The organism is Pseudoalteromonas sp. N1230-9, assembly GCF_032716425.1.
Lineage (GTDB): Bacteria > Pseudomonadota > Gammaproteobacteria > Enterobacterales > Alteromonadaceae > Pseudoalteromonas.
Genome location: NZ_CP090419.1, coordinates 168,672 through 194,621, shown reverse-complemented (window position 1 = coordinate 194,621; position 25,950 = coordinate 168,672). Strand labels below are relative to the sequence as shown.

The 25,950-nt window shown below is 41.8% G+C and carries 25 protein-coding genes; 4 read left to right on the top strand and 21 right to left on the bottom strand.

The window, feature by feature from the left end:
• Positions 1-149 precede the first annotated feature (149 nt).
• The 3 genes from acnA to LY624_RS00950 all read left to right on the top strand — a co-directional run bounded on the left by acnA (position 150) and on the right by LY624_RS00950 (position 4,465).
• Positions 150-2,900, top strand: a complete 2,751-nt coding sequence (gene acnA, locus LY624_RS00960) for an aconitate hydratase AcnA (protein WP_341803664.1) — start codon at positions 150-152, stop codon at positions 2,898-2,900.
• A gap of 350 nt (positions 2,901-3,250) precedes the next feature.
• Positions 3,251-4,138: a hypothetical protein gene (locus LY624_RS00955; RefSeq protein WP_341803663.1), complete on the top strand. Its 888-nt coding sequence runs from the start codon at positions 3,251-3,253 to the stop codon at positions 4,136-4,138.
• An 81-nt stretch (positions 4,139-4,219) separates the two neighbouring features.
• Complete coding sequence (locus tag LY624_RS00950) at positions 4,220-4,465, top strand: hypothetical protein (RefSeq protein WP_341803662.1); 246 nt, start codon at positions 4,220-4,222, stop codon at positions 4,463-4,465.
• Here LY624_RS00950 and LY624_RS00945 read toward each other — a convergent pair.
• The 6 genes from LY624_RS00945 to LY624_RS00920 all read right to left on the bottom strand — a co-directional run bounded on the left by LY624_RS00945 (position 4,462) and on the right by LY624_RS00920 (position 13,371).
• Positions 4,462-5,001 carry a DUF4124 domain-containing protein gene (locus LY624_RS00945; RefSeq protein WP_341803661.1) on the bottom strand — a complete coding sequence of 180 codons (540 nt, stop codon included), beginning with the start codon at positions 4,999-5,001 and terminating at the stop codon, positions 4,462-4,464. The genes LY624_RS00950 and LY624_RS00945 overlap by 4 nt on opposite strands.
• 15 nt (positions 5,002-5,016) lie before the next feature.
• Complete coding sequence (locus LY624_RS00940; RefSeq protein WP_130151479.1) at positions 5,017-5,739, bottom strand: transporter substrate-binding domain-containing protein; 723 nt, start codon at positions 5,737-5,739, stop codon at positions 5,017-5,019.
• Positions 5,740-5,841: 102 nt separating this feature from the next.
• A complete protein-coding gene (locus tag LY624_RS00935; RefSeq protein WP_237119874.1) occupies positions 5,842-6,582 on the bottom strand; it encodes a phosphoadenylyl-sulfate reductase in 741 nt (246 codons plus the stop codon).
• 38 nt (positions 6,583-6,620) lie between these two features.
• Positions 6,621-8,318: an assimilatory sulfite reductase (NADPH) hemoprotein subunit gene (gene cysI / locus LY624_RS00930; protein WP_341803660.1), complete on the bottom strand. Its 1,698-nt coding sequence runs from the start codon at positions 8,316-8,318 to the stop codon at positions 6,621-6,623.
• A 48-nt stretch (positions 8,319-8,366) separates the two neighbouring features.
• Positions 8,367-10,181, bottom strand: a complete 1,815-nt coding sequence (locus LY624_RS00925; RefSeq protein WP_341803659.1) for an assimilatory sulfite reductase (NADPH) flavoprotein subunit — start codon at positions 10,179-10,181, stop codon at positions 8,367-8,369.
• Between the two features lie 259 nt (positions 10,182-10,440).
• Complete coding sequence (locus LY624_RS00920; RefSeq protein WP_341803658.1) at positions 10,441-13,371, bottom strand: TonB-dependent receptor domain-containing protein; 2,931 nt, start codon at positions 13,369-13,371, stop codon at positions 10,441-10,443.
• A 275-nt stretch (positions 13,372-13,646) separates the two neighbouring features.
• On the opposite strand from LY624_RS00920, the gene LY624_RS00915 reads away from it, so the two are divergent.
• Positions 13,647-15,287 carry an endonuclease gene (locus LY624_RS00915; RefSeq protein ID WP_341803657.1) on the top strand — a complete coding sequence of 547 codons (1,641 nt, stop codon included), beginning with the start codon at positions 13,647-13,649 and terminating at the stop codon, positions 15,285-15,287.
• Between the two features lie 39 nt (positions 15,288-15,326).
• Here LY624_RS00915 and LY624_RS00910 read toward each other — a convergent pair whose 3' ends face one another.
• The 15 genes from LY624_RS00910 to rpsJ form a co-directional block, all read right to left on the bottom strand.
• Positions 15,327-15,917 (bottom strand): hypothetical protein, encoded by a 591-nt coding sequence (locus LY624_RS00910; RefSeq protein ID WP_341803656.1) that lies wholly within the window; start codon positions 15,915-15,917, stop codon positions 15,327-15,329.
• Positions 15,918-15,988: 71 nt separating this feature from the next.
• Positions 15,989-16,279 (bottom strand): hypothetical protein, encoded by a 291-nt coding sequence (locus LY624_RS00905; protein WP_341803655.1) that lies wholly within the window; start codon positions 16,277-16,279, stop codon positions 15,989-15,991.
• Positions 16,280-16,341: 62 nt separating this feature from the next.
• Positions 16,342-17,046 carry a hypothetical protein gene (locus LY624_RS00900; RefSeq protein WP_341803654.1) on the bottom strand — a complete coding sequence of 235 codons (705 nt, stop codon included), beginning with the start codon at positions 17,044-17,046 and terminating at the stop codon, positions 16,342-16,344.
• A gap of 184 nt (positions 17,047-17,230) precedes the next feature.
• The gene (locus tag LY624_RS00895) at positions 17,231-20,089 is read right to left on the bottom strand and encodes a TonB-dependent receptor plug domain-containing protein (protein ID WP_130151470.1); all 2,859 of its coding nucleotides are present in this window, start codon (positions 20,087-20,089) and stop codon (positions 17,231-17,233) included.
• 652 nt (positions 20,090-20,741) lie between these two features.
• Positions 20,742-20,999 (bottom strand): 30S ribosomal protein S17, encoded by a 258-nt coding sequence (rpsQ, locus tag LY624_RS00890; RefSeq protein ID WP_054552372.1) that lies wholly within the window; start codon positions 20,997-20,999, stop codon positions 20,742-20,744.
• Entirely contained in the window at positions 20,999-21,190 is a 192-nt protein-coding gene (rpmC, locus tag LY624_RS00885) for a 50S ribosomal protein L29 (protein ID WP_004588692.1), read from the bottom strand. Before rpmC ends, rpsQ begins: the two co-directional genes overlap by 1 nt.
• Positions 21,190-21,603 carry a 50S ribosomal protein L16 gene (gene rplP / locus LY624_RS00880; RefSeq protein ID WP_036974208.1) on the bottom strand — a complete coding sequence of 138 codons (414 nt, stop codon included), beginning with the start codon at positions 21,601-21,603 and terminating at the stop codon, positions 21,190-21,192. Before rplP ends, rpmC begins: the two co-directional genes overlap by 1 nt.
• Positions 21,604-21,615: 12 nt before the next feature.
• Positions 21,616-22,317, bottom strand: coding sequence for a 30S ribosomal protein S3 (gene rpsC / locus LY624_RS00875; RefSeq protein WP_062568200.1), 702 nt, complete (start codon positions 22,315-22,317; stop codon positions 21,616-21,618).
• Positions 22,318-22,328: 11 nt separating this feature from the next.
• Positions 22,329-22,661, bottom strand: coding sequence for a 50S ribosomal protein L22 (rplV, locus tag LY624_RS00870; RefSeq protein ID WP_055016519.1), 333 nt, complete (start codon positions 22,659-22,661; stop codon positions 22,329-22,331).
• A 14-nt stretch (positions 22,662-22,675) separates the two neighbouring features.
• Positions 22,676-22,954, bottom strand: a complete 279-nt coding sequence (gene rpsS, locus LY624_RS00865; RefSeq protein WP_010376377.1) for a 30S ribosomal protein S19 — start codon at positions 22,952-22,954, stop codon at positions 22,676-22,678.
• A 16-nt stretch (positions 22,955-22,970) separates the two neighbouring features.
• A complete protein-coding gene (gene rplB / locus LY624_RS00860; RefSeq protein WP_036974212.1) occupies positions 22,971-23,795 on the bottom strand; it encodes a 50S ribosomal protein L2 in 825 nt (274 codons plus the stop codon).
• A 17-nt stretch (positions 23,796-23,812) separates the two neighbouring features.
• Positions 23,813-24,115, bottom strand: coding sequence for a 50S ribosomal protein L23 (gene rplW / locus LY624_RS00855; protein WP_054552368.1), 303 nt, complete (start codon positions 24,113-24,115; stop codon positions 23,813-23,815).
• Positions 24,112-24,717: a 50S ribosomal protein L4 gene (gene rplD / locus LY624_RS00850; RefSeq protein WP_062568199.1), complete on the bottom strand. Its 606-nt coding sequence runs from the start codon at positions 24,715-24,717 to the stop codon at positions 24,112-24,114. The genes rplW and rplD overlap by 4 nt, the downstream gene beginning before the upstream one ends.
• A gap of 17 nt (positions 24,718-24,734) precedes the next feature.
• A complete protein-coding gene (gene rplC / locus LY624_RS00845) occupies positions 24,735-25,370 on the bottom strand; it encodes a 50S ribosomal protein L3 (protein ID WP_036974218.1) in 636 nt (211 codons plus the stop codon).
• A 27-nt stretch (positions 25,371-25,397) separates the two neighbouring features.
• A complete protein-coding gene (gene rpsJ, locus LY624_RS00840; RefSeq protein WP_002957900.1) occupies positions 25,398-25,709 on the bottom strand; it encodes a 30S ribosomal protein S10 in 312 nt (103 codons plus the stop codon).
• Positions 25,710-25,950 lie beyond the last annotated feature (241 nt).

Here is a 25,950-nt window from a genome sequence, read left to right as displayed (position 1 = left end):
TCGTGTCGGCATCAACACTATTTAAGTAGCATACTTTTTCGTCAGCAAAATAAATTTACTAGCTGGTATTAAGTTTGCAACAGGCTAGTGTATATCTCGAAAAGGAAACACAAAACAAGCTCGGCTTGTTAAAACCACAGGGGCAAATAATGAATAACAGTTTTGATACCCAAAAACAGCTTACAATCAATGGTGAACAATACCATATTCACTCTTTACAAGGCTTAGGCGATAAAGCAAAGCGCTTGCCATTCTCGTTAAAAATCTTACTCGAAAACCTATTACGTAATGAAGATGGCGTTAATATCAAAAAGCAAGATATTGAAGCTTTATTAAACTGGGATCCGCAAGCTAAACCATCAGCAGAAGTAGCGTTTACGCCTGCCCGTGTTGTCATGCAAGACTTCACAGGTGTGCCCGCCATTGTTGATTTAGCCGCGATGCGTGACGCCATGGAAAAACTCGGTGGCGATCCAGCAAAAATTAACCCTCTTTCACCCGCTGAACTTGTGATTGACCATTCGGTGCAAGTTGATGGCTACGGTGAAGATGGCTCATTCGACTTAAATGCGAAACTTGAATACGAGCGCAATAAAGAACGTTACGAATTTTTACGCTGGGGACAAACCGCTTTTGATAACTTGAAAGTTGTGCCACCAGCAACCGGTATCGTTCACCAAGTCAATTTAGAATATCTAGCCCGTGTGGTGTTCAATGATGAAAAAAATGGTAAATCACTGGCTTACCCAGATACCCTTGTCGGCACAGATTCACACACAACCATGATTAATGGTCTTGGTGTACTTGGTTGGGGCGTAGGTGGTATTGAAGCCGAAGCCGCCATGCTAGGCCAACCAATCAGCTTATTGATCCCACAAGTTATCGGCTTTAAGCTAAATGGTCGTCTGCCAGAAGGCACGACTGCAACTGACCTTGTGCTAACCGTAACAGAAATGCTGCGTAAGCATGGTGTGGTGGGTAAATTTGTTGAGTTTTATGGTGACGGACTCGCCGATTTGCCACTTGCTGACCGTGCTACTATCGCCAATATGGCACCAGAATATGGAGCAACCTGCGGTATTTTCCCTATTGATGATGAAACCATTAACTATCTGCGCTTAACAAACCGCGATGATAAACAACTTAAGTTGATAGAAGATTATGCAAAACATCAAGGCTTATGGCGAAACCCTGGCGATGAAGCTCATTACACCGATACTCTTGAGCTATCGCTTGATGATGTGGTGCCAAGCCTTGCGGGTCCTAAACGTCCACAGGATAGAATTGCCCTTGATAAAGCGGGCGACATCATTGGTGAGCACTTAAAGGGCTTCCAAGATGAACGTATGCAGCATCGCGATAAAAGCGATATTCAAGAGGCGCGCATTGAAGATGAGGGCCCTACAACCAACCCTGATGAGCCAGTAAACGAAGCACAATTTATGGGGGCGGCTAAGGTTAACTTTAAAGGCGAGGAGTTTGAGCTGAATGACGGTGCGTGTGTCATTGCTGCAATTACAAGCTGTACAAATACCTCAAACCCCAGTGTTATTTTAGCAGCGGGCTTAGTCGCTAAAAAAGCAAAACAATTAGGCTTAAAAGTGAAACCTTGGGTTAAAACCTCATTGGCACCTGGCTCTCAAGTAGTGACTGACTACCTGAAAAAAGCAGACTTAATGGATGATTTAGATGCGTTAGGCTTTAATCTTGTTGGCTATGGCTGTACAACCTGTATTGGCAACTCTGGCCCACTGGCTGATGAGATCAGCGAAGCCATTCAAAAGCACAAACTGGTAGTCAGCTCTATTTTATCAGGTAACCGAAACTTTGAAGGTCGTATTCACCAAGATGTGAAAATGAACTTTTTAGCTTCGCCACCACTTGTTGTAGCCTACGCTATTGCAGGCCGCACAGATATTGATGTGTACAACGAGCCGCTAGCACAAGACCCTAATGGGAATGACATTTACCTGAAAAATATCTGGCCGAGTGTCAGTGAAGTCAATGAATTAGTAAAAGAGACCGTGACCAAAGAAATGTTCGCATCAAGCTATGGCAATGTGTATCAAGGCGATGATCGCTGGCAGAAAATTCAAATTCCTGATGGCAAACTTTATGATTGGGATGATGCGTCAACCTACATCAAAAAAGCGCCCTTCTTTGATGGTATGGAAATTGAGCCTCCAGGTATTCCGAGCATTAGTGGTGCACGCTGTTTAGCAAAATTAGGTGACTCAGTAACCACTGACCACGTCTCGCCAGCAGGTGCGATTAAAGCGGATGCCCCAGCAGGTCTTTACTTGCAAGAGCACGGTGTGCAAAAGGCACAATTTAACTCGTATGGTTCGCGTCGTGGTAACCACGAAGTGATGATGCGCGGTACTTTTGCTAATGTACGTTTACGTAATCTATTAGCCCCAGGCACCGAAGGCGGTGTGACCCGTATGCAGCCAAGCGATGAGCTTGCCAGCATTTATGATGCAGCGATGCAATATCAGCAAGATGGCACGCCACTGATTATTTTAGCGGGCGCGGAGTATGGCACAGGCTCATCACGGGACTGGGCTGCTAAAGGTTCACTTCTGCTTGGTGTTAAAGCCGTTATTGCACAAAGCTATGAGCGTATTCACCGTTCAAACCTGATTGGTATGGGTGTTTTACCCCTACAATTTAAAGAAGGTGAGAGCTATGAGTCATTGGGTCTAACGGGTCATGAGTCATTCGACTTTGAAGGCTTATATGACAAAACCAATGAAGTCAGTGTGATTGCGACTAACAGTGAAGGCAAACAAGTTAGCTTTAGTGTTGATGTGCGTATAGATACCCCGAAAGAGTGGGATTACTACAAACACGGCGGTATTTTACAGTATGTACTGCGTAATATGCTGGCTGAGCAGTAATTGCTGTTAAGTTAACTAAGGGGCTGAATTTTCAGCCCCTTTTTTGTTTAAAACACTAACAATACCAATCCGCAATAATACTTAATCATTTTGAGGGATTAAACCTGTCGCTACCTGCGTTAAAAATTTCTGATTTAGAACAACTAAATAACGAAATTTTTGCCTTGTTATCAACGAGGTTTTATTGCCTCAAAATAGACCACTTAATTAAGCGAATTGGTATAAATTGCAGTTTAGACCAACACACTTATTTACAAAAAATAAAAAACAAATAAAAATCAGCATGTTAAAACTGGACCATAGTTTGCAAATGCTAACCAGATAACAACCATAATAATTTTGGAATCCATATGACTATTGCATCATTTAAACGCGCAATTTGCGCAACGGCCATCTCATCAAGTTTATTATTAACAGGCTGTGTTATTCATGTCTCTCCGGGTCAAATCGCAGAACAAAAACAACAAGACTTAAGCGTGTCGTCTGCAAATATCAGCGAATTAAAAATTGATGCCGAAGCAGGTTCACTGATCATCAAAGGCGACAGCAACGCCACGGCTATCACAGTGAATGCTAATATTTATGCAGCTAAAGGCGATGAGACCTATACATTAACACTCGAAAAGCACGGCGACAGGGCTGAGCTTATCAGCAAGCTCAATAATGGAAGCTTGTCGTTTTACAGTGGCTCATCCCCTCATATTGATTTAATTGTCTCTGTGCCTAACAAGGTTAAACTGGATATCGATGATGACTCAGGTGATATCGTGATTCGTGCTATGCAAAACGATATCAGCATTGATGATGACTCAGGATCAATTGTGATCGAAGGGGGTCGCACTATTAATATTGATGATGACTCGGGGGATATTCGCATTAGCAATGTCAGCGGCAATATCAGCATTGAAGACGATTCTGGCTCAATTATGATAGACCAAGGCCAAGGGCGTATTGATATTGAAGATGACTCTGGTGATATCGGCATCGAAAACAGCCAAGGCCCTGCACGTATTATTGATGAATCAGGTAGTATCAGCGTTAAAACATTGGCTGGTGCGCTTACTATCGAAGATGGCTCTGGTGATATAGATGTAAGACAAATCAAAGGGCTGGTTACCATTACCGATGGCTCTGGCAGCATTTATGTGAATGACACACTTGGCCTGACAATTATCGAAGCGGGTTCAGGCGATTTAAGTATCGATAACATCAACGGCCCAGTAAAATTGGACAAATAACCGACAATTGCTTGATTTAGAACAATCCTATTAATGACAACAGCACCTACACTTTAATTAAGGCTAAAGTGAGGTGCTTGTATGACTGAACAAACCATCATTCGAATCTTAAAAACCTTTATTATTTTAGGTATTTGCCTAATTGTACTGGGGCATTCTTTATTAGCTGGTAATTACTTAGGTGATAGCATGGGTGTGCATGGCATTATGATCAGCGCAGCGTGTATTGCTGTTGGCGTGCTGTTCTCTTTGCCCACCAAAATTTATCTCACTATTTTACTGATGAAAATAGAAAGCGACCTCACAGCACAAAACAAACAAAGTTAATTCCCACCTTGCTCTTTTAGCTGCTGCTCAAGTTGCTTGGTACGCTGCTCCATAAGCTGTTTTACTTGCTCTGCGTCTTTCATCATTTTTTGTACGTTTTTAGGGTCGTATACGCCAAGCGCTGAAGGAGCTTCGTCAGCTTTAGCAGTTGCTGGTTGCTTCTCATTTGCCTGAAAAGTCTCTGCGGGTAACACTGTTATGTCGTTAGGATCTAAACTTACCGCAGTACTTACGTAATTAGGGTGAGGAGTATCAGCATAGTGCCACTGACCATGTTCATCTTGCCATTTATACACGACAACAGGTGTATGTGCGTCTTTGCTAAAGCTCAATTTCTCGGTTAACTTTTTAGCTTGTGTACTTAATGCATCGGCACCTTGCGAAGCAAAATCACTCACATTACCACTCACTTTTTCAGAGTAACGTTCGAACATACTAAGTTCTAAGTAAGGCTTACCATCTGGCTTTTTAATATAAAATAGCAGCGCAACACTAATCAGCAGCAACATGACTGCAAAATAACAAAAACGCTTCATCCTTCCATTTACCTACTATTGATAGCGACTTACAATCTTAGCAAATTCTCCTGAGGCTTTAAGACTTTTTATAAAGTCATTAAACTGCTCTTTGATTAAAGATGTTTTTGCTGTTGCTGAAAACTGTAATTGAAGTGGCGCTTTTCCCACGTTATAGGTGCTTACAGTTAATTTTTTGAATACTTCATCTCGGCTCACATACCAGTTTAATGCATCTAGAGAAATAACGGCAATACGCTGATTATGATCCCAGTCCATTAATGCTAAGAGCATCTCTCGTTCTGAATAAAAATTCTCACGGTGCATCACCCCGCTGTCAAAATAATGCTCAAATTCGGGATAAGTATAAGCATAACGACCCATAAATACATAGCCTATTAGCTCATCTATGGGTGGTATATGGCAGCCATATGGCATGACTAACACATCCTCTACAAAGCTAATCGCCTCACTCCAATAGTACTGGTTACTCCCTGTATACCAATCTATAGATTCAATGCGCCCATCGAGTAACCCATCATCAAGCATTTTCTGCGAGCGCTTTTCTGGCGCATACGAATACTGTACCTCAATAGCATATTGCTCACTAAAGCGTTGCAGTATGTCCTGAACAATACCGCCTTGTTCGGCATTCATAAAATGATAGGGAGGGTAATCGCTGTCTGGTAGCCCAACCCGCAATACTTCTGACTGGCAAAACGGTACTACAAAAAATAAGAAAACTACAAAACGACTCATCGACGACCCCATGCTACTACTAAGCCGCGAATTGTACACAAAAGACACAAAAAAAGCGCAACCTAAGTCGCGCTTTATGAATTTTCTGATAGGAAAATAGGATTAAATACCATCACCATCAATGTGCAAGCCACATTCACGGTTTAAACCGAAGAAACGCGTCTCTTCTTCTGTCATGCCTGGTTCAAGTTTACGGGTTGTATGAACATCGCCCATAGATACATAACCTTGCTCCCAAAGTGGGTGATAGGGTAAATCATGTTTAGTTAGATACTGATAAATATCTCGGTTGTTCCACTCAATAAGTGGATACACTTTCACAGTACCACGGCTAATTTCAACAATTTGCTTGTCAGCACGACTAGATGATTGCCCGCGGCGCAAACCACTAAACCACGTACCCGCTTCAAGCTCGTTTAAAGCACGGGTCATCGGCTCAACTTTATTCAGTTGATTGTACTGCTTAATACCGGCTTCACCTTGTTCCCAAAGTTTACCAAACTTCGCTTCTTGCCACGCTGGGCTAAGCTGGGCTTTATAAACTTTAAGATTAAGCGAAAGTCGCTCCGTCATTTGCTCGATGAACTGATAGGTTTCAGGGAACAAATAACCAGTGTCAGTCAGTACCACAGGAATATCTGGCTGCTGCGATGTCACTAAATGCAGCATCACCGCCGCTTGAATACCAAAGCTCGACGACAAAAAGTGCGTGCTTGGTAAGTTTTCAAGTGCCCACGCAACACGCTCCTCTGCGCTTTTATCAGCCAGAAGACCATTAATATCAGCCAGCATAGCTGTTTGGTCTTCTTTGCTCATCGTTAAGATGTTTTTAAATTCACTCATGGTTAATTCCAAACCTTAAAGCGGTGTCGCTTATAAAATTATGCGTGAAAATCGGTTACTGAAACTTTAACTTCAGCAACAATGCCTTTGCGAATTACAAAATCACCAAAACACTCGCCTTCATTACGCTCACTTGCCCATTGGCCAATAAGCTTATCGAATGCCTCTAGGTAGATGTCTTCGCCAACATTTTCTAAATACAATTTAGGAATACGCGTGCCTTCACGGTTACCACCTAAGTACACGTTGTATTTACCCGGACCTTTACCAACAAGACCTGCTTCTGCCAACATGGCGCGGCCACAGCCATTCGGACAACCCACAACACGCATAATGATGTTGTCATCGCCAATACCATGTTTCGCTAATAACGCTTCCGTTTTCTCAATTAAGCTTGGTAAATAACGCTCTGCTTCAGCCATCGCTAACGGACAGGTTGGTAATGCCACACACGCCATTGAGTTTTTACGCTGCTCTGTATGGCTGTCATCAATTAAGCCATGGTTGCGAGCAATTTCTTCGATTACCGCTTTTTGATCAGCCGGAACACCTGCGATGATTAAGTTTTGGTTTGCAGTCATGCGGAAATCACCTTGGTGAATTTCAGCAATTTTACGGCAGCCTGTTTTAAGAGGTTGATTTGGGTAATCTAAAATACGACCACTTTGGATAAACAGCGTTAAGTGGTGCTTACCATCAATACCTTCAACCCAACCGATACGGTCACCACGGTGAGTGAACTCATACGGGCGGCTCTGTTCAAATTGAACACCGGCACGTTTTTCAACTTCAGCTTTAAATACATCAGAACCTACACGGTCAAGTGTGTACTTAGTTTTTGCATTTTTACGGTTTGAGCGGTTACCCCAATCACGTTGTACAGACACCACGTGCTCAGCAATTTTCAATGTGTGCTCAAGTGGAATGAAACCAAAGTCATCCGCTTTACGTGGATACGTTGCTGTATCACCGTGAGTCATCGCAAGACCACCCCCCACTAACACGTTAAAACCAACTAACTTGCCGTTTTCTGCAATTGCCACGAAGTTTAAGTCGTTCGCATGCACATCCACTTCATTGTTCGGTGGAATTGTTACTGTGGTTTTAAACTTACGCGGTAAGTAAGTTGAACCTAAAATTGGCTCTTCTGTGGTTTCACTCTTTTCACCATCTAACCAGATTTCAGCGTATGCTTTGGTTTTTGGTAATAGGTGCTCAGAGATCTTCGCTGCCCACTCGTACGCTTCTTGGTGAAGCTCAGATTCAACTGGGTTCGTAGTACATAATACGTTTCGGTTTACGTCGCCCGCCGTTGCAATTGAGTCAATGCCCACGCTATTAAGCATTTGGTGCATGCCTTTAATATTTGGCTTAAGCACACCATGGAACTGGAACGTTTGACGCGTGGTTAAACGAATGCTGCCATAGCTGGTTTTCTCTTCAGCAAACTTATCAATCGCTAACCATTGCTCTGGCTTGATGATACCGCCAGGCATACGAGCACGTAACATAACATTATGTAACGGCTCTAATTTTTGTTTAGCGCGTTCAGGGCGAATATCACGGTCATCTTGCTGATACATGCCGTGGAAACGGATCAGTTGGAAGTTATCAGCAGTGAAACCACCGGTGATCTCGTCTTTTAAATCTTGCTCAATTGTGCCACGTAAAAAGTTACTTTCTCTTTTCAAACGCTCGTTATCAGAAAGCTTTACGTTTTTGTCTTGTTCGCTCATGGTATTTCCTAAATTTGTTACAGTGACGGCTGTTAGCTTTAAACGTGATTAGTACACGTCTTTCTGATAGCGATTTGCGCTACGTAAATCTTTTAAGTATTGCTCAGCTTGTTCATCATCTTTGCCGCTATTTTCTTTGATAATGTCTACAAGCGCCTGATGAACATCTTTCGCCATACGGTTTGCATCACCACAGATATACAAATGTGCACCTGCTTCTAACCAAGCAAATACTTCTTGGCTGTTTTTGCGAAGTTTGTCTTGAACATATACTTTTTCCGCTTGGTCACGGCTAAACGCCACATCCACTTTAGTCAGTAAACCTGACTTCAAGTAACCTTGAATTTCAACTTGATATAAGAAGTCTTGAGTAAAGTGTGGGTTACCAAAGAATAACCAGTTTTTACCACTTGCTTCACGAGCATCACGCTCTTGTAAAAACGCACGGAATGGGGCAATACCCGTCCCCGGACCGACCATGATAATGGGCGTTTCATCATTAGCCGGTAAACGGAAGTTATCGTTGTGCTCGCTAAATACTTTTACTTTGCAGCCTTCTTCAGCACGACGTGCTAAATAACCAGAACAACCACCTAAGTGCTCACTACCAAATACATCAAACTCAACCAGACCCACAGTTAAGTGAACTTCTTCTTCAACTTCTGCTTGGCTAGATGCAATCGAATATAAACGTGCTTGTAGTTTACGTAAGCAGTCTACTAAGGTTTGTGCTTCAAGCTGAGCTGGGTTTTGACGAATAATATCGAAGATTTGGCGAGGTTCGATGTACTCACGCATTGCCGCTTTATCTTCAACTAACTTTAATAATTCAGGATTGCCAGTTGCTGTTGCATATTTTTCAACAAAACCGGGGTATGACTGGGTTAACTCTAATTTTTCGATTAATGCATCACGAATAGTTAGCTCTTCATCGCCTAGTTTAACCGTGCTAGATGCATCGATTTGTGTAAGCGTAAGTACTTCATCAACAAGTACTTCGTCATTTAAGAAGTAAACGCCTAGCGAATCACCCGGTGTATAGGTAATGTCTGAACCTTCTAATGAGATTTCTACATGACGCACATCTTTGGTTGAATCACGACCGGTAATTTTTTGCACAACGCTTAGCTCTGCAGCAAATGGGTTTTGCTTGGTGTATTGGCTTGCTGCTGGTGCCGCTGCACCAAATGGCATAGCCACAACTTGACCACCGCTTGCTTGTTGCTGCGCTTTAAGATCAGGTTCAAACGCATCAAGTGCACCATCAATCCACTTAGCAGCTTCATCATCGTAATCAACATCTAAGTCGGCACGCTGGAAAATAGTTTCTGCGCCAAGCTTGTTAAAACGCTCTTCAAAATCTTTTGCTGTTTGGCAAAAGAATTCGTAGCTTGAGTCACCTAAGCCAATCACAGCAACTTTAACACCATCTAGTTTTGGTGCTTTTTTAGTCGCTAAAAACTCATGCAGGCTTTCAGCATCTTCAGGTGGCTCACCCTCACCGTAAGTTGAAACAACAACCATGATGAACTTTTCTTTTTTCAGGGCAGTTGGCTTGTAGTCAGCCATGTTGACTAGCTTAACCGATAGACCACGTGACTCTGCTTGTTCTTTTAACTTGCTCGCCACGCCTTTAGCGTTACCCGTTTGCGAACCGTATAAAATAGTTAGCGGTGCAGCATCACCCGCAGCTGGAGCGGCAGCAACACCACCGGTTAATGCGCCTGCGTTGGCACTCGCAGCTAAGTAACCACTTACCCACGCTTGCTGAATTGGATTAAGTTCAGCCACTAAGCCTTGCAGCTTTTGTACTTGCTCTTGCGATAGCGGGCTCGCCGCTGCATTTAGTTGACTTAACAACATGAATTTATTCCTCGTAACCCTGAAAAGTTAACTGCGAAACGAACTTGCTACTGTCATTTCGCGAACAATTTTTTCGACTTTAAAGACTAAATAAAAACGCTTTAAAGGTTTATCTGAGCGTGAAGAATAACGAGGTCTCGCGCGATTAAAAAAGAATAGAATCTGCTTTGATATTCCATTTAGTTATTAATTTTATAAATAACTAAAAAAAAGACACTAACATATAAGTAAGTGTCTTTTTGTTTAAACGGATTTTTACTTAAAAATCAATAACAACATTTGCAAAAAAACGACGACCAATAGCATCGTAAATTGCATCATTAGCTCCACTGGCTGCAATATAAGCAGGTGGTAATTTATCGGTTAAATTACGAATACCTAAACCAACTCGCGTGTTTTGAAATAACTGGTAGCTAGCAGACAAGTCATGGGTCACGATTGATCCCACAAAGGCAGGGCTCAAATCTTCAGGTATATCCCCTTCAGGTGATAGGTCGATACGAGCAGAACGATCTATTAAACGTGATGACCAGTTTACAACTAAATCGTTAATAGCATAGGTTGCTGAAAAGCGAGCTTGCCACTCAGGATCCCCCACTTCACCGTCTTCCACATTTACTTTATCTGGTCGACTTTGGAACTCAAAAACCTCTAGCTCTAAAAGATGATTTACAAATAAGTTTAAACTTAAATCCCCTGCCAAACCATAATCAGACAGCTTCATACTGTAATCAAAGTCAGCTTCAAGGCCTCTAGTTGTCAAAGCTGCTGCATTTAAAAAGCCAGATCGAACTAAAGTCACATTATTCGTTGTTGGGTCTCGCTCAACTTGCGAGCAAAAACTTTCGTCCGGGCCTCCTGGGGCATCCACACAATTATCAGCAATACTTTGTGTCGCGATAAATGAAATTGCGTCTTCTATTTCAATATCATAATAATCTAGAGTCATTGAAAAGTTTTCAAAAAAGCTCGGTGTCCAAACAATGCCTGCCGTAAATGAGGTTGAGGTTTCAGATTCAAGTTCAGAGTTACCACCACTAATAGTATCTATACTCGCATTATCGTTTGCTTCAAAGCCTGCTGGTATGCCGATTGCGGCACAATTAGCAACGCGATTAGGGTTATCGAGAATACTATCAGCATCGCATGGATCGGCAACACGGCCAAAGCCTGGAGAGATCGGTGAGAAGGCTTCGGCTATATTCGGCGCACGCACCGCTTGACCATAAGTACCTCGCAAACGAATATCCTCAATAGGCTGATACAACACACCAACCTTCCACGCGTCAGTATCGCCAGCATGCGAGTAATCAGCATAACGATATGCGGCATCTAAGGTAAGTTCTTTCGCGTAAGCAAGGTTTGCCAGTAAAGGCAAGCTCACCTCTATAAAACCTTCAGTTACATCATACTCACCAAATGCATCGGGTGTAGCTGCCTGTGCTAAAACACCTGATTTTGTCAGCTCATCTGTACGTGTTTCTGATGTTTCTTCACGGTATTCAAAACCAGCAGCTAAACCGATTGGCCCGCCAGGTAGCTCAAAAAACTCCCCAGTATCAAATGTTATATTACCGCCAATTAATTCTTGCGTTATTTCATCTGTACGCGACACATCGGCCGTTACCCAGTCTTTTGCTGCCTCTGATGCTTGGTCAAAACCAAACGCATTGTATGGAACACAATCTGCGGGATTTAAAGTGGCAGGGTTAACATACTCATTTCCATCCTCATCTGGTAATTGTAAGTCGGGTACTTGATTGCGACATACTATTTCGCCCGTATCAGGGTTAATAACAGCATCAAGCGCAGCATCAAGATTACCTGAAATTAAATCGTTTAATGAGTTCCGACGGTTATCTGTTTGCCCATATACATAGTAAACATCATAGTTAAAATCAGTTTGGCTTAGAGTAAATAAGCCTTGCACCCCACCAACAAATCGAAATAGCTCACGGCGGTTATCAGCACTTCGATTACCGAATTCAGCAAAAAACTTAGACATTTCTATTGTTGTAATACCTTGGTTAAGGTAGGACTGGCGTAGCGTTTCATCAAGGTAAGGGTTGTCTGCTACGTTAATAAATATATCACCAAAGCGAAAAGATGGCTGAAACTGTTGTTTAATGTCTGAGCGAACGAACTTAAAGTCACTGTAAAATGTATGGTTGTCAGTAATATTATAATTAAGTGTTGATGCGATGGTTATTTTATCCTGCTCAGGTAATACATTTTCATAGTCTTGAAGTTTAAAGCAGTGCTCACATCCATCAGGGAAATTACCGAATGCAAAGCTATTTGTGAACTCACGAATTGGCATTAATTCAGGTGTGCCATTATCTGAAAACGTGGTAATTTCACCAAGCGCACCAAATGGGTTTAGCACACCATTTTCACTTATACGATCCGAATAAACACGAGGCCTCGATAAACGATCAGGGATACCATCTTCCTCGCCTTGACTGAGCGGATTATCAACTGTTCCCCAGTTATCCGACTGGCGTAAGTCATTTGCCATCACTTCGTTAATATGGTCTTTGCCAGCAAAGAAAGTGATATTACCCCGACCGCCGGCAATATCTGTCCCCGCTAAAATACTTAATGAGGTATTTTTAGAGCCGACTCCTTCGGTTGAATTACCAACTGATGCCTTTAATTGTAAACCATCGAAATTGTCTTTTAGAATCACGTTTACAACACCGGAAACCGCATCAGAACCATATACTGCCGATGCACCTCCTGTTATTACTTCAATTCTGTCAATGAGTGCTGCTGGAATTGTTGATAAGTCTACCTGAGATGACCCTGGCGCCCCTGCGACATGGCGCTTGCCATTAATCAACACAAGTGTACGCGTGGATCCTAGGCGCCTTAAATCAGCAGAGCTAATGCCTGCATCAGCGTTGTCATCATTATTACCAAAGAGAGTATCGGTCGCGCCTATAGACGGAAACTCAGCTAGAATACTCCCTAAATCTGGTGTACCTGCTTTGGCTATTTCAGCAGCCCCAATTGTTACGATTGGCGTAGGCTGAGAAAGCTTTGGTTTTGCGATACGAGACCCTGTGACTTGAATTCGCTCGACTTCATCTACTCCCTCTTCAGCTGCGACTGAATAACCCACAGTAGAAAGTGCAGTTAATGACAAAGCAAATTTAACGCTATGCGCCAATAAATTATATTTCTTCATTTTGACCCCTAAACAAGCTGTTATTATTTGATTATTGCTGTTGAAGTCGGGTGATCTTTACACCACAAAACTATAACAGTGCTTTTAGAAGTAACACGGCAAACCCGAAATAGGAACAAAACCAGGAAGTGAGCAAAATATAAACAATGCAGAAATGTAAATTTTAATTAACAAATGCGTATATAAAATAATCCAAAAATTATCAATTCTGTAAAAAACCTGTCATTGTTATCATCTATTGTCCACCATTTAAAAACACGTAATAGGGAAAATCTATGTCATACGGGATTAAGAAAAAGCTCATACTTACTAGCAGCTTACTTTTTTTAAGCAACACAGCGTTTGCAAATATTCATAATGCAGACTTTGAAACTTGGTCAGCAAACACACCAACAGCTTGGAGCACGATTGATAGTGGCATCAGCATTACTGCTAACAACAATGTGGTTTACTCTGGCGAGTATTCAGCACAAGTCATAGTTAACACTGGCACACAAAGCAATACCGATTTACAGCAGCTCGTTGATGTTGTTGCGGGCGAAAGCTACGAGTTTTCTGCTTGGGTTTACCATACCGAAGGTGGTGTGAAAGCACGCTTAGTGGTTGATGGCTATCAAGATTATTCAAATTCAGCATTAACCAATCAATGGCAAAAAATTAGCTACCAGTACACAGCTCCAACAACAACCGCTATTAATGTTGGCTTACGTTTTTACGACGTAGCAGGTTTTGATGGCAGCGAAGTGGTTTATGTTGATAATTTCGCACCTAGTACAGGCACAACCCCACCACCGACAGGTAATTGCACTGATAATCAAGTTTCGTTAGCGCTCACAACTGACAACTATGGTGAAGAAACAAGTTGGCAAATAACGAATGCCCAAGGCAGTACGGTGGCATCTGGCGGCAGCTATGCAGCGAATGCTCAGTATAATGAGCAAGCCTGTTTAATTGATGGTGACTACACATTCACTATTTTTGATAGTTACGGTGATGGCATGTGCTGCTCGTTCGGTAATGGCAGCTACAACCTCTCTCTAGGCCAAACTGTGCTTGCCAGTGGCGCAAGCTTCCAAAGCTCAGAGGCTACACCGTTTACATTAGGCGATAGCGCTGGCGGCGGTGATGATGGCGGTACAACACCACCTGATCCCACAGGCTATTATGTAACTACACAAGGCCTTACAGGCTATGCTCTAAAAACAGAGTTGTACAACATTATTAAAGATCACAACTCACAAGGTTACTCTGCTATTTGGAGTTTTTATGACATTGCCTCACGCGATAAGTATTTTGAAAACGATAACTCAATTCTAGACCGCTACTCAGAAAACCCGACAGGTCAAGATAGCTACAACTATGTAGCCGTAAGCGATCAATGTGGTACTTATAACAGTGAAGCTGATTGCTACAACCGTGAACACTCTTTTCCGAAAAGCTGGTTTGGCGGCACTGTTGAGCCTATGAACTCTGATGTACACCACATTTTCGCAACCGATGGTTATGTAAACTCTAAACGCAGTAACTACCCATTTGGTGAAGTAGGAAGCGCAAGCTATACCTCTAGTAATGGTAGTAAACTGGGCAGCGCAGCGAGTTCTTTAAATTACTCAGGTACTGTATTTGAACCTATTGATGAGTTTAAAGGCGATTTTGCAAGAGCCTATTTCTATATGGCAACACGCTATCAAAATGTCATTGCAAGTTGGCAAAATAAGACTACTTACAGTAACGCTGTACTTAACGGCACTTCAAATCAAGTATTTGAGAATTGGGTAGTCGCAATGCTACTAAAATGGCACAACGAGGACCCTGTTAGCCAATTGGAGCTTGATCGCAACCAAGCGGCATATGAGCACCAAGGTAACCGTAATCCATTTGTCGATCACCCTGAGTTTGTTGGGATGATTTGGTAACATCATAAGCCAGACGCTTAGATCAGCTAGGTGTCTGGTTTAACTATCTAACAATATAACTTGTTTTTCGGCGACGAGTTGCTCCACAAATTGTTTTTCGAGGTTCCAAGGATGACGCTTCCAACCTTGAAAACCAAAACCAGCGATATGTATGTATTTAAACTGCGCTAAAAAGTAAGCAATTGCCAAAGTACCAGAACTAACACAACGAGGCCGATGTATCGGTGAACCAAGGGTTAATAATTCATTTAATAATGATTGGCGAAACTGTGCTGTTAAACGCTCTACTTGGCACTTTTGCGCATAGATTGAGATTAGAGCTTCCCCGAAATCTACCTTACTTTTACGTTGTATCAATTTAAAAAAGCATTGCGCTACAGGATTAGGATTTGGATCGGTGATCATAACTTGGCTCAGCCCTTCAAGAGACATTTGTGGTGTGTTTAATAAACTCAGGGCTTGTCGGCCACGCCCAACCAACCACAAGTCAGTACAACGTTGCCCTAAATAATCAGGCATTGCTGCACAATGGTTAAACCTAACCACTCGTGGGCAATTATTTACTTGCTCAGTAAGATCTGTATTGATAGGACCATTACCTAAAATAATGATTTTTGGCTGCTCTTGCATAAACTAAGCGACTTTTCTCTCTTTTTAAAACAGCTTATTTGACGCTAACAGTGTTACTTGTAAATGACAATTCAAGATAAATTTAACCAATGAGCGAGTCGTTTATGCTCTATCAACAGCGTGTTGTCGTGTTGCTGCTTGGTCTGATAACCAAGTAGCGACAGCACGTGCTTTAATAACTCATGGTGTTGCTGTTGTAGTGAATAATGCGTGACCTGTAATGTTTCTAACAACTCCCGAGCATAAAGCGATCTCGATTGCAGCGACTGCCAAGTACGAATCTGTATTTCGACGATTTGTGAAATTGAAGTGTTATAGTTATTAAGTTGCAAACTTAATAAGTAGTTTTCTAATGAGTTCATAATAGCGTCCTTTTAAAAACGCCACTTTAAAAGCTCAAGTTAAGTTGAGGTAAAGTGTTTTGTTATTTTTTGCGCCATTTATTCATTATTTCCTTAAATAATTTAGCCTCTTTATCCTCACAGGGTCTGGGCGATCCGCTTGGTACTCCAGATTTACCAAACACCGAATTGAAATCGATATCGTAACATAGCCCATTGAGCATTTCTGTTCGCTTGCTGCCATTGCCATTTTGCCAAAGTATTGTTGCTTTATCAGAGACTGTTAATTGTGTAGGCACTGTAACCCTGCCTACAGGCAAATTATTATTTGCAGCATTAACCTGACCAAATGCTGAAGCATTAGAAAAGCCATTTTCAAACTTAAGTTCTGGGATTGGTGCATAAGGATTCAGCTTTTTAAATGATTTTTCAGCTGTTTTTTCACTATTCGTTTTAGGCTCAGCAGCTAAAGTTTCTACCCCTTTACTGGGTTTAGCGGCTACAGCTTGAACTGCTTTGGGCTCTTTCAAAGAGCGATTAGCCGCTTTTGTATCAGCTGACTGTCCTAAATGACTGGGTTCAGCCTTTTTTGTTTGCGGTTTCAGCCTTGGGTCATTCTGCTTTTCTTTTGAGGTTATTTTTTCACTTTTTTTTATACTAGGTAAAACCGTCAGATCAACACTAACGTACGCGTGTATTACATTCACAGAATCAGAGACAGGAGATACAGACCGCATATGCTGCGCAAATAAAAACAAGATTACAGCATGCAGCGCAATTGAAATCATCCATGCTTTGTAGCTTCCCTTTAACACCTAAACTCCTCATTTTTTATTTTAAGAGTGTTAAAAAAACGAAATAGTTCAGTGCCCAAAGCTTTAACAGATACAAAAAACAGTACCTTTTTGAGTATGTGAGTTAACGCAATCAAAAAGCCCCAGCATTTGCTGGGGCTGTCTAAACACTTAAGGATTAAAACTTATAGTTAACACCTAGTGTGAAGGTGCGACCGTTCAAATCAAAGTATTCACCGTCATCATAAAGACTTGGGTGTCTTGGTGGAGTGCGGTCAAATACATTTAACATACCACCACGCACTTGTAGGCCATCAGTAATATTATAACGCGCAGTTAAATCCCACTTCGTATAAGATGAGATATCGTTATAGTTACTATCTTCAGCTACCCAGTCGTTTGACCAAACAGTACTGTGGCGATAGGCACCGATTAAATTTACCTGTAAGTTTTCATAGGTATAGTTCGTTGTGAAACGTGCCTTCCAGCGTGGATCTGTATACTCGCCTGCAGCATTACGTTTATCAGCTTCTTTACCTGTTAAGTTTTCATCGTTTTTAGACATGTAAGTGGCAAGCATATTCATTCTGAATGAGCCAAATGTTGTATCAAATGAATACGTTACTTCCATATCCGTACCCGCAATACTGTTACTTGCAGAGTTAATAGGTTTCAGATCATACGAATCAATTTCAAAGGTATCTTTATTACGATAAATAAGTGGGCAATATGGATTATCTGTACTCTCAAATTCATAACAGCTTTCAATCACTGTTTTTGCTTTAGGTGTACGGATCATATCTTCAAGATCGAACTCCCAATAATCAAGAGTAATACTTAAACCGTCAACAAATGAAGGTGTGTATATAACACCAACAGTTAAATCGTGCGCACTTTCATTTTCAAGATTAATATTACCTAAATTGAAACCAGAGTGGTTAGTACGCTTCCAGTCTTCACTTGGAACCCAACCTTCAGGAATGCCTTGCGAACGACAGTTATTGGTGATGTTTTCTTTATACTCACCTGCATTATCAATTTGGCCTTGTTCACATGGGTCATCAAAGCTTTTAAAAGTCTCTGAACGGGCTTGATAAAGCTCATTTATGTTTGGTGCACGAACTGATTTAGACTTATTAATACGGAAACGAATATCATCATTAAGTACATAGTTAAAACTTAACTTCCATGCGTCATCAGTGCCTGTTGATGAGTAATCCATGTAACGATATGCCGCTTCAAGGAAAATTTCATCGGCAAATGATGCATCTACAACAAGCGGAATAGAGAACTCTGCTGCGGCCTCACTGACATCAAATGAACCTGATAATGCCTCAGATTGATTGTTAAAAATCAATCCTTTACGCATAGCGGGATCAGGCAATGTTGATGATGCTTCTTTACGATGCTCAATGGTAAATGCTGTAGCAATTGGTCCCGCTTCTAGCTCAAATAAATCACCGCTAAACGTTACACCATAAGTTGTTTGATCAACTGTTGCACGGCGAGTTGCATCTGTCTTTACATAATCAAGCGCTTCTTGCGAGGCAAGACCTGTTCCCCAAATATTAAGAGGCACACAACCTTCACGAGCCGTTACTTCATCTCCAGAACGATCGGCACAGACAATATCGCCATCAATTTCAACGGCATCTAATGACTTATTAAAATTGTCGACAAGCATTTCACCGTGCCAAGTTGTATCCGCTTGTACTGAGCCACGTTGTACATAAGCTGAGTAAAACCAGTTATCAGTTATTTCACCTTCAAAGCTTAAAACACCTTGAATAAGCTGACGCTTTTGATCGTATACGCGGTTACCTAGTGCGTCTGTAGTAATATACGCTGTATATGTGTCCATATCACGATCAGAGAAAAACTGTTTTGTCTCATCACTAAAGAATGCATTATCTGTACGCATACCACTTAAAGTATGGAATGCAGGCGAGCTTTCACCATAGGCATGCGTATTTGAATACGTAAGCTCAAATGCCATTGAATGAGCATCACTAAACTCATAGTTCACATTCGATGATAAATTTAAACGCTCAAGTGGTGTACGCACATATTTATGATTTAAGAAATGGTAACCATCGCCTTCGTTACCAACATAATATTGCGTATTACGGCTACCTGGCGTTGAACTTGCTGGTAAATATTCGCCACTTGCAAATGGACGAATTGAACCATCATCAGCAAAGATATAATGACCATCAGATGTGAAGAAATCACCTGTCGGACTATAAAAGCCAAGCGTTGTGTTACCTGTTTGATCATAAATGATTCGACGAGGAATGCCATCTTCATCATTTAAGTTATCAGGGTGGTCTAAAGAAATAACACCGTTACGAATAAAGTCTCGTTGATCGCCACGTAATTGTTTTGAATCCGAATAAGAGATATTCGTTACAAAGCTTGCTTTTTCACCTTCGTTACCAAAAGTGAATGATACATAAGACTCCTCACCGCCGTCTTGTTGAGGCTGCGATGTTGATGCATCAAATTCAAAGCCTTGGAATGATTTCTTAGTAATAATATTGACCACACCAGCGACCGCATCTGAGCCATATACAGCAGAAGCGCCACCTGTTGAGATTTCCATACGCTCAATCATTGCGGTTGGAATATTATTTAAGTCGACGGCGCTACTGCCAGGAGCACCCGCAATAAAGCGGCGTCCATTAACAAGTACGAGCGTACGTTCTGCACCTAAACCTCGTAAGTCTGTATTACTGAGGCCATTAGCAAAAACGTTATCGTTTGTTGTCTCAGGTGATAAACCAACTGTAGCCGATGGCATCTCGCTTAATAGTTCAGCGGCATTAGTAATACCCGCATTAACCATCGCATCGCCCGTAATAACAGTAACAGGAGTTGGAGACAAATCACCAATACGCTTTATTTTTGAACCCGTAACTTGAATACGCTCAACTTGCTCATTAGCTTCATCTGCAGCGGTGGCAACATGTGATAAACCAAGCCCTGTTATACATAGGGCAGCCTTTATATTAAATGATAATGTGTTTAACTTGCTCATTTTCCCTTCCAAATGATTATTTTATTTTTTATTTGCGTTTTACATCAATACACCTATATCAATAACCAATAAAGGTACATAAACGCAAAGCTCATTATAAATTTAAAAAGGAACAATTAAATAAAACTATTTATACATATGTAAATATATGTAAATCAAATAAATTACCAATATAATCAACAGGTTAAAAAACAAAAAATCTCCACACCTCACATTATTAATTATAATATTACATATAAACAATAAATTTACAAAAGCATAAATCTGGATAAAAAACACATATAAAATTAAAAATAAAACAACAAAGTAACAATATAGCTCAAAAATAAACCCATTATTTAAGAACGATTCTGAAAAAATATTTCATCACTTATTTTTGGCAATAATAAATTTTGAGCCGCTTATAAAAAAGATGATTAAATATCTCTTTCTTAAAACGACACGGTTAACTTTATTACTTCAATAGTTATTTTCTATTTAATTGAGTGGTCTATTTTTTGATCGCTATTGCGAATTGCTGCAAATCAAATCACGCAAGCTTTTTCATACCAAGATGAATTACAGTAAACACTGACTAAATGGTTTTTTAGAGTTCGAAAACAAAAAGCCCCAGCAAGTGCCGGGGCTTTTTAAAAGTAAACTTAATTAAAAATTAAGCTTTCTTTGGACGCTCAACAACGTCTACTAAAGTCCAAGACTTAGTCTTAGAAATAGGAGCACACTCAGAGATAGTAACTACGTCACCAGTTTGAGCTGTGTTGTTTTCGTCATGTACGTGTAGTTTAGTCGTACGTTTGATGAATTTCCCATATACTGGGTGCTTCACGTAACGTGCGATAGCAACAGTGAAAGACTTATCCATCTTGTCGCTGATTACACGGCCTTGAAGAGTACGGATTTTATCGCTCATTATTGACCTGCCTTCTGGTTAATAATTGTTTTTACACGCGCGATATCGCGACGTACTGTTCTTAGCGTGTGTGTCTGAGCTAACTGACCAGTGCTTGCTTGCATGCGCAGGTTGAACTGCTCACGAAGAAGTCCTAGAAGTTCAGCGTTTAGCTCTTCTACGCTTTTGTCTTTTAGTTCGCTAGCTTTCATTACATCACCGTCCGAGTTACGAAAGTTGTTGTGAATGGTAATTTACGCGCTGCAAGGTTAAATGCTTCACGAGCAAGCTCTTCAGAAACACCTTCCATTTCGTAAAGTACTTTACCAGGTTGAATTTCAGCAACCCAATATTCAACAGAACCTTTACCTTTACCCATACGAACTTCTAATGGTTTGTTCGTAATTGGCTTATCTGGGAATACACGGATCCAGATTTTACCTTGACGCTTTACGTGACGTGTCATAGCACGACGAGCTGCTTCGATTTGACGAGCAGTCATACGGCCACGACCAGTAGCTTTCAAACCGAAAGTACCGAAGCTTACTTTGTTACCGTTTTGCGCTAAACCGCGGTTGCGGCCTTTGTGCATTTTACGGAATTTTGTACGTTTTGGCTGTAACATTACTCGCTACCTCTACTTAGCACTTTTTTTGGCTTTCTTTGGCGCGCGTTTAGCTGGCTTCTCTTGCTCTTGTACTAGTGGTAAACCACCAATAACTTCGCCTTTGAAGATCCAAACTTTAACACCAATGATACCATAAGTGGTTAAGGCTTCAGAAGTTGCGTAGTCGATATCAGCACGTAAAGTATGTAGAGGTACACGACCTTCACGATACCATTCTGAACGTGCGATCTCAGCACCGCCAAGACGACCGCTAACTTCAACTTTGATACCCTTTGCACCAATACGCATTGCGTTTTGTACCGAACGCTTCATAGCGCGACGGAACATAACACGACGCTCTAGCTGTGACGCAATACCGTCAGCTACTAGTTGTGCATCAAGTTCAGGCTTACGAACTTCAGAAATATTGATCTGAGCCGGAACACCTGCAATCTTAGTTACTGCTTGACGTAGTTTTTCAACGTCTTCGCCTTTTTTACCGATAACAACACCAGGACGAGCTGTGTGAATTGTTACACGGATAGATTTAGCTGGACGCTCAATAACGATTTTAGACACAGAAGCCGCTTTTAATTCCTTAGTAAGGAATTTACGTACTTTGTGATCGCCAAAAAGCTGATCAGAGAAATCTTTTGAATTCGCGTACCAGGTAGAAACCCAAGGTTTAGAGATACCTAGGCGAATACCAGTAGGATGAACTTTTTGTCCCATTACTTATACTCCTAGCTATCTGAAACCACAACAGTGATGTGGCTTGTACGCTTAAGGATGCGATCTGCGCGTCCTTTAGCACGTGGCATAATACGCTTCATTGTAGGACCATCGTCCACAAAGATCGTAGCTACACGTAGCTCATCAATGTCAGCACCTTCGTTATGCTCTGCGTTAGCAATAGCAGACTCAAGTACTTTCTTAACTAATACAGCCGCTTTTTTAGGGCTGTACGCCAGGATTTCTAGAGCGCGATCAACCGGAAGTCCGCGGATCTGATCTGCAACTAGACGAGCTTTTTGCGCCGAACCAGAGGCGAATTTATGTTTAGCTAATGCTTGCATTTATCATTCCCCTCTTAACGTTTCTTCGCTTTCTTATCCGCAGCGTGACCGCGGTAAGTACGAGTTGGTGCAAATTCGCCCAGTTTGTGACCGATCATTTCGTCTGTGATAAACACAGGAACGTGCTGACGACCATTATGGACAGCGATGGTCAATCCGATCATGTTAGGTATGATCATTGAACGACGGCTCCAAGTTTTAATTGGCTTCTTGTCACCGCTTTCCAACGCTTTCTCTACCTTCTTCAGCAAGTGTAGGTCAATAAAAGGACCTTTCTTGAGAGAACGTGGCATGGCTATTCCTCAACTATTATTTAGTACGACGACGTACGATAAACTTATCAGTACGCTTGTTCTTACGTGTCTTAGCACCTTTAGTCGGTTTACCCCATGGAGACACAGGATGACGACCACCAGATGTACGACCTTCACCACCACCGTGCGGGTGATCTACCGGGTTCATGGCAACACCACGAACTGTCGGACGGATACCACGCCAGCGATTTGCACCAGCTTTACCTAGTGAACGAAGCATATGCTCAGCATTGCCTACTTCACCAAGTGTTGCGCGACAGTCAGCTGGAACTTTACGAACTTCGCCAGAACGAAGACGTAGAGTCACGTATTGACCTTCACGTGCAAGGATTTGAACGTATGCACCAGCAGAACGTGCGATTTGCGCGCCTTTACCTGGTTTTAATTCTACGTTGTGAACAGTCGAACCTACAGGCATGTTACGCATTGGTAATGTGTTACCAGCTTTGATTGGTGCATCAACACCAGACTGGATTGAATCACCAGCTTTTAAGCCTTTAGGTGCAATAATGTAACGACGCTCACCGTCTGCATATAATACAAGAGCGATGTTTGCGCTACGGTTTGGATCATACTCTAGACGCTCAACAACAGCTGGAATGCCATCTTTAGTGCGTTTAAAGTCGATTACACGGTAATGATGCTTGTGACCACCACCGATGTGACGAACCGTGATACGACCTTTGTTATTACGACCACCAGACTTAGAGTTTTTCTCTAGTAGTGGTGCGTAAGGTTTACCCTTATGTAGATCTGGGTTAACCACTTTAACCAGGTGACGACGACCCGCAGAAGTTGGTTTACACTTTTGAAGTGCCATAATTCTAACTCCCCTTATTACTCGGCGCCGCCGACAAAGTCTAGCTCGCTACCTTCTTTAAGAGTAACGTAAGCTTTCTTCCAGTCTGAACGACGACCGAAACGCATGCCAGTACGTTTTGTTTTACCCTTAACGTTTAGTGTGCGAACACCAGTTACTTCTACTTCAAAAAGCTTTTCTGCTGCAGCTTTGATTTCAGCCTTAGTTGCATCAGAAGCTACTTTGAAAACAATCGTGTTGTTCTCTTCAGCAGCGATAGTGCTTTTTTCAGAGATGTGTGGAGCAAGGATCACTTTTAAAAGACGTTCTTCACGGATCATGCTAGCGCCTCCTCAAGTTGCTTAACAGCAGCAGCTGTAATAAGTACCTTATCGAAAGCGATTAGGCTTACAGGATCGATACCAGCTACATCACGCGTGTCAACCTTGTATAGGTTACGTGCCGATAAGAAAAGATTCTCATCTACTTCTTCAGTCACGATTAGAACATCTTTAAGCTCAAGTTCTTTAAGCTTAGCAACTAGTTCTTTAGTTTTTGGTGCTTCAAGACCAAACTGTTCAACAACGATTAAACGCTCTTGACGAACTAATTCAGATAAGATGCTTTTGATCGCACCGCGGTACATTTTACGGTTTACTTTTTGGCTGTGATCTTGTGGTTTAGCTGCGAAGCTAACGCCACCTGAACGCCAAATTGGGCTACGAATTGTACCAGCACGTGCACGGCCAGTACCTTTTTGAGACCATGGTTTTTTACCACCACCGCTAACTTCAGAACGTGTCTTCTGAGCACGAGTACCTTGACGAGCACCTGCTGCGTAAGCAACAACTACTTGGTGTACTAATGCTTCGTTAAACTCACGTCCAAAAGTAGCTTCAGAAACTTCAAGAGCGCCAGAAGCGTCTTTAATTGCTAATTCCATCACTAAATCTCCAGGACTTATGCTTTAACAGCTGGTTTAACGATAACGTCACCGCCGATAGCGCCAGGTACTGCACCTTTAACTAAAAGCAAGTTACGCTCAGCGTCAACGCGAACTAGTTCTAAGTTTTGAGTCGTTACACGCTCAGCACCCATGTGACCGGCCATTTTCTTACCTTTAAACACCTTACCAGGTGATTGGTTTTGACCGATTGAACCAGGAGCACGGTGAGATAGAGAGTTACCGTGAGTCGCGTCTTGCATGCTGAAGTTCCAGCGCTTAACACCACCTTGGAAACCTTTACCTTTAGAAGTACCGGTTACGTCAACTTTGTTGATTTCGTTGAATAATTCAACAGTAAGCTCAGCGCCTACTTCAAAATCGCCTTCACCACCATTTAGGCGGAATTCCCACAGACCGCGACCCGCTTCAACACCAGCTTTAGCGAAGTGACCCGCTGCTGCTTTGTTTACACGGCTTGCTTTTTTAGTGCCTGCGGTTACTTGAAGCGCGTTATAACCGTCAGTTGCTTCAGATTTGATCTGAGCAATACGGTTAGGAGTCGCTTCGATAACTGTCACAGGGATAGATACACCATCTTCAGTGAAGATACGTGTCATACCCACTTTACGACCGACTAGACCTAATGCCATTTTCCTAAAACCTCTCTAATCTTCCGATTAACCCAGGCTGATTTGAACATCAACACCAGCAGCAAGATCTAAACGCATAAGAGCGTCAACAGTCTTGTCAGTTGGTTCTACGATGTCGATCAGACGTTTATGGGTGCGGATTTCGTACTGATCACGCGCGTCTTTGTTAACGTGCGGTGAAGTTAGTACAGTAAAACGTTCAAAGCGTGTAGGTAGTGGGATTGGACCACGTACTTGTGCGCCAGTGCGTTTCGCAGTTTCCACGATTTCCGCCGTTGATTGGTCAATCAAACGGTGGTCAAAAGCTTTTAGGCGAATACGAATGCGTTGATTTGACATTCTTAAACCTCAATATAAAGAGCATTTAAAAAGAGCATAAAAAAACGACCGAAACAATCTTACTAACTAAGATGTCGGCTGCTTTCTTATATCTACGTTGAACTCCAAATCGGAGTTCCTGTTTTATTAGCTTGAAATCCAAGCTTAATCTTTCCTTCCAAGTTCCCGAGGGAATTTTGAAAGCCTGCGTATTATAGTGATATTGGTGATAAATGCAACAACAATTTTGAAAAAATCCACA

Coding starts and splice junctions, on each gene's coding strand:
- LY624_RS00950 (WP_341803662.1), top strand. CDS start 4,220: ATGACTGAACAAACCATCATTCGAATCTTAAAAACCTTTATTATTTTA.
- LY624_RS00955 (WP_341803663.1), top strand. CDS start 3,251: ATGACTATTGCATCATTTAAACGCGCAATTTGCGCAACGGCCATCTCA.
- acnA (WP_341803664.1), top strand. CDS start 150: ATGAATAACAGTTTTGATACCCAAAAACAGCTTACAATCAATGGTGAA.
- LY624_RS00905 (WP_341803655.1), bottom strand. CDS start 16,279: ATGAACTCATTAGAAAACTACTTATTAAGTTTGCAACTTAATAACTAT.
- rpsC (WP_062568200.1), bottom strand. CDS start 22,317: ATGGGACAAAAAGTTCATCCTACTGGTATTCGCCTAGGTATCTCTAAA.
- LY624_RS00900 (WP_341803654.1), bottom strand. CDS start 17,046: ATGATTTCAATTGCGCTGCATGCTGTAATCTTGTTTTTATTTGCGCAG.
- LY624_RS00925 (WP_341803659.1), bottom strand. CDS start 10,181: ATGTTGTTAAGTCAACTAAATGCAGCGGCGAGCCCGCTATCGCAAGAG.
- cysI (WP_341803660.1), bottom strand. CDS start 8,318: ATGAGCGAACAAGACAAAAACGTAAAGCTTTCTGATAACGAGCGTTTG.
- LY624_RS00915 (WP_341803657.1), top strand. CDS start 13,647: ATGTCATACGGGATTAAGAAAAAGCTCATACTTACTAGCAGCTTACTT.
- LY624_RS00945 (WP_341803661.1), bottom strand. CDS start 5,001: ATGAAGCGTTTTTGTTATTTTGCAGTCATGTTGCTGCTGATTAGTGTT.
- rplV (WP_055016519.1), bottom strand. CDS start 22,661: ATGCAAGCATTAGCTAAACATAAATTCGCCTCTGGTTCGGCGCAAAAA.
- LY624_RS00935 (WP_237119874.1), bottom strand. CDS start 6,582: ATGAGTGAATTTAAAAACATCTTAACGATGAGCAAAGAAGACCAAACA.
- rplW (WP_054552368.1), bottom strand. CDS start 24,115: ATGATCCGTGAAGAACGTCTTTTAAAAGTGATCCTTGCTCCACACATC.
- rpsQ (WP_054552372.1), bottom strand. CDS start 20,999: ATGAGCGATAAAATCCGTACTCTTCAAGGCCGTGTAATCAGCGACAAG.
- LY624_RS00895 (WP_130151470.1), bottom strand. CDS start 20,089: ATGAGCAAGTTAAACACATTATCATTTAATATAAAGGCTGCCCTATGT.
- LY624_RS00920 (WP_341803658.1), bottom strand. CDS start 13,371: ATGAAGAAATATAATTTATTGGCGCATAGCGTTAAATTTGCTTTGTCA.
- rplB (WP_036974212.1), bottom strand. CDS start 23,795: ATGGCACTTCAAAAGTGTAAACCAACTTCTGCGGGTCGTCGTCACCTG.
- rpsJ (WP_002957900.1), bottom strand. CDS start 25,709: ATGTCAAATCAACGCATTCGTATTCGCCTAAAAGCTTTTGACCACCGT.
- rpmC (WP_004588692.1), bottom strand. CDS start 21,190: ATGAAAGCTAGCGAACTAAAAGACAAAAGCGTAGAAGAGCTAAACGCT.
- LY624_RS00940 (WP_130151479.1), bottom strand. CDS start 5,739: ATGAGTCGTTTTGTAGTTTTCTTATTTTTTGTAGTACCGTTTTGCCAG.
- rpsS (WP_010376377.1), bottom strand. CDS start 22,954: ATGCCACGTTCTCTCAAGAAAGGTCCTTTTATTGACCTACACTTGCTG.
- rplC (WP_036974218.1), bottom strand. CDS start 25,370: ATGGCATTAGGTCTAGTCGGTCGTAAAGTGGGTATGACACGTATCTTC.
- rplP (WP_036974208.1), bottom strand. CDS start 21,603: ATGTTACAGCCAAAACGTACAAAATTCCGTAAAATGCACAAAGGCCGC.
- rplD (WP_062568199.1), bottom strand. CDS start 24,717: ATGGAATTAGCAATTAAAGACGCTTCTGGCGCTCTTGAAGTTTCTGAA.
- LY624_RS00910 (WP_341803656.1), bottom strand. CDS start 15,917: ATGCAAGAGCAGCCAAAAATCATTATTTTAGGTAATGGTCCTATCAAT.